Annotated in this window: 2 protein-coding genes; both read right to left on the bottom strand. The window is 63.2% G+C overall.

Translation table 11 applies throughout. From position 1 onward, the window contains the following. A partial coding sequence (locus tag B3M53_RS11270; RefSeq protein ID WP_286800425.1) for a dipeptide ABC transporter ATP-binding protein occupies nt 1–1,409 on the bottom strand: 1,409 nt, incomplete at its 3' end. A 121-nt stretch (nt 1,410–1,530) separates the two neighbouring features. Then, a partial coding sequence (locus B3M53_RS11265; protein WP_286800424.1) for a class I tRNA ligase family protein occupies nt 1,531–3,294 on the bottom strand: 1,764 nt, incomplete at its 5' end.

Raw genomic sequence — 3,294 nt, 5'->3', positions numbered from 1 at the left:
AGCGCGGACACAGCCTCGTCGCAGATGACCAGCTTGGGCTTCAAAATCATGGCGCGGGCGATGCCCACGCGCTGGTTCTGGCCTCCGGACAATTCGTGCGGGTAGCGGTTGATCATGTTCGGATCGAGGCCGACCCGCTCCATCATCGCCTTGACCTCGACCTCACGCTCCTTGGAGGACATGCCCTTGCGGAAGGTGAGCATGGGTTCGGCGATGGAGGCGCCGATGCTCATACGCGGGTTCAAGGACGCCAGCGGGTCTTGGAACACGATCTGCAGGTCTTCGCGCGCATCGCGCAGCTCTTTGGGTTTGAGCGAGAGCAGATCCTTGCCGATCCAGCTCACCGAGCCGGCGGTGGATGGCACCAGACGCAAAACAGCGCGCGCCAGGGTGGACTTGCCGCACCCGGACTCGCCCACAATGCCAAGGGTCTCGCCCTCTTTGAGTTCGAAGCTGACCCCGTCCACAGCCTTCAGGGGCTTGGTCTTGGGGAACAGGCCGCCGCCGACCACAACCGGGAAATGCACCTTGACGTCATCGGCCACGAGCAGCGCCTTGTCCTCGCCGATGGCTTCATGCGGCGGCAGGGCTTCATGGCCGGGCTTGTCGGGCTGGTCGATGCGCGGCATGGCGTCCAGCAGCATCTGCGTATAGGCGTGCGAGGGGGCGTTGAAGATGTCATAGACATCCCCGCCTTCCACATACTCGCCATGCTTCATGACCTGCACCCGGTCAGCCATGCGCGCGACCACGCCCATATCGTGGGTGATCAGCGCAATCGCCGCGCCGGTTTCCGCCTTGAGCTCGTCCATGATGTCCAGAACCTGGGCCTGAACCGTCACGTCAAGCGCGGTCGTGGGCTCGTCCGCGATCAGCAGATCAGGTTCACACAGCATCGCCATGGCGATCATCACGCGCTGGCGCATGCCGCCCGACAGCTCGTGGGGGAATTGCTTGAGACGGCGCGCGGCCTCGGGAATACGCACTCGCTCCAGCCAGTCCAGGCAGCGCTTGGTCGCGGCGTCGCCCCGCAGGTCGGTGTGGATCTTGAGCACTTCCTCAAGCTGGGAGCCCACTTTCATGTGCGGGGTCAGCGAGGTCAGCGGATCCTGGAAGATCATCGTCATGGACTTGCCGCGCACCGCATTGAGCTTGGAGGGCGGTAGGTTCAGGATTTCCTGACCGGCGTATTTGATCGAGCCTTCCGCTTTGCCGTTGGAGGCCAGAAGCCCCATGGCCGCCAGGAAGGTCTGGCTCTTGCCGGATCCGGACTCCCCCACCACGGCGAGGCATTCGCCCGGCGAGATTTCCAGATTGACCCCGCGGACGGCGTGGACTTCACCATCGGGCGTATCAAAACGCACATTGAGGTCGGATACCTGAAAGATCGGCGCAGCTTTGGCAGTCAAAACGGTGGCTCCAGAGGCAGAGACTTCTATGGAAAGTCCTGCACAATAGCTGTTGCGCGCCTCAACGCCAGCGCGCTCGGCGCCGCAGGACCAGCCGCGCCGCGCCCCGGCAGGCGAAGGGTCAGCCCTCCGCCTTCTTCTCCTCGATGATCAGATCCATGGACACGGTGAAGCGCTCGTCTGGCGAGGGGACCGAGGCGACTCCCGCCGGCGTGGTTTCAGCCCGGACGATCTCGCCCGCGCTCGTCACCGCCTTGAGGTCTTCGGCCGTCTCGCCGATCAGCGCGGCGACAGAGCCAGCGCCCTGCCCTGAAATGGTCAGCGTGTTCGCCGCGGTTTTCATGGAAACCTGCGCTTCAGACTTCACCTTGCGGGCGGCGGCCAGAATCTGGACGAAGGCCTCGCCTTCCGCGGCGAAAACGCCCGTCGGCGCCTGCTCATCCGCTTTCGGCCACATGCCGCGCGCATGAACCGTGGAGGGCGCGCCCTCGCGGTCCCCGATCATGACCTCGTACAGCGCGTCGGTCACATAGGGAATGAACGGCGCGAACAGGCGGATCAGAGCGTCGGTCGCATGCCAAAGCGTATGCACCGCCGAGATTTCATCGGCATTGGGCTGGCCTTCAAACCGGGTGCGGCGTTTGACGATTTCCAGATAGTTGTCGCAATAGGTGCGCCAGAAGAAATCCTCGATATCGCGCTGCGCGGCGGCGTACTCGTAGTTCTCGAACGCCTTGGTCGCCTTGGCGATGGTCTGGGACAATTCGCCCAACAGCCATTGATCCAGCGGATGGCTGATCAGCCCGCTCTCGATATCCGCCTTCGGCGTCGTCGGTTTGAGCGCGCCTGCGGCGTCGGCGGCTTCCAGGCTCATCGCGGCGAGCTTTGAAGCGTTCCACAGCTTGGTGACCAGACGCTTGCCCTGTTTGAGGGTGTTGGGCGACATCGCCGTGTCCTGGCCCAGGCGCGAGGTACCGGTCCAGTAGCGCACCGGATCGGAGCCATATTCGTCGAGCAGTTTGATCGGGTCGATAACATTGCCCTTGGATTTGGACATTTTCGAGCCGTCGCTCGCCAGGCACCAGCCCGAAATGGCGATGTTGGACCACGGAACCTTGTTCTCGTGATGCAGCGCCTTGACGATGGTGTAGAACGCCCAGGTGCGGATGATCTCATGCGCCTGCGGACGCAGCGCCATCGGGAACTGACGACGGTGCGCCTCGATATCCAGCGCATAGTCTTCATTGATCGAGCGCGTGTTGAGCTGGGGGCTGACAGACGACGTCGCCCAGGTGTCCATCACATCGCGCTCACCCTCGACCTCATGGGCTTCATAGCCTGCGGGCAGATCCGTGGTCGGGTCGACCGGCAGCTGGTCCTTGGACGGGATCAGAATCTTGCCTTCCTCGCCGGGACGCTTGGAATACCAGACCGGCAGCGGCACGCCGAAATGGCGCTGGCGCGAGATCGACCAATCCCATTTCAGTCCGTCCACCCAGGACTCAAAGCGCTGGCGCATGTATTCGGGACGCCAGGTGATCTCGCGGCCCTTCTCAAGGATCTGCTCCTTGAAATCGAGGGTGCGGATGAACCATTGCGGGGTGACGATGATCTCAAGCGGCGCGCCGGACCGTTCCGCGATCGGGATCACCTGATGGGTGGCTTCCTGCTTGATCACCAGATCTTTTTCGATCAGCAGCTCAAGGATCGCCTCCTTGGCTTTCGCCGCCTTCAGGCCCGCCAGCGCCGCCATGGTCGCTTTCGCGCTCTCAAGGTCCTGACACGGCCAGTCGTCCGTCCCCAGCGGCAGCGTGTCGATCATCTTGCCGGCCTGATCGATGACGAGGCGCAGCGGCAGCTTGTGGGTGCGGTACCACTGGATGTC

The organism is Oceanicaulis sp. UBA2681, assembly GCF_002354675.1.
Lineage (GTDB): Bacteria > Pseudomonadota > Alphaproteobacteria > Caulobacterales > Maricaulaceae > Oceanicaulis > Oceanicaulis alexandrii.
Note: the sequence above shows the minus strand (reverse complement) of the source record. Positions and strands in the feature narration are given on the sequence as shown.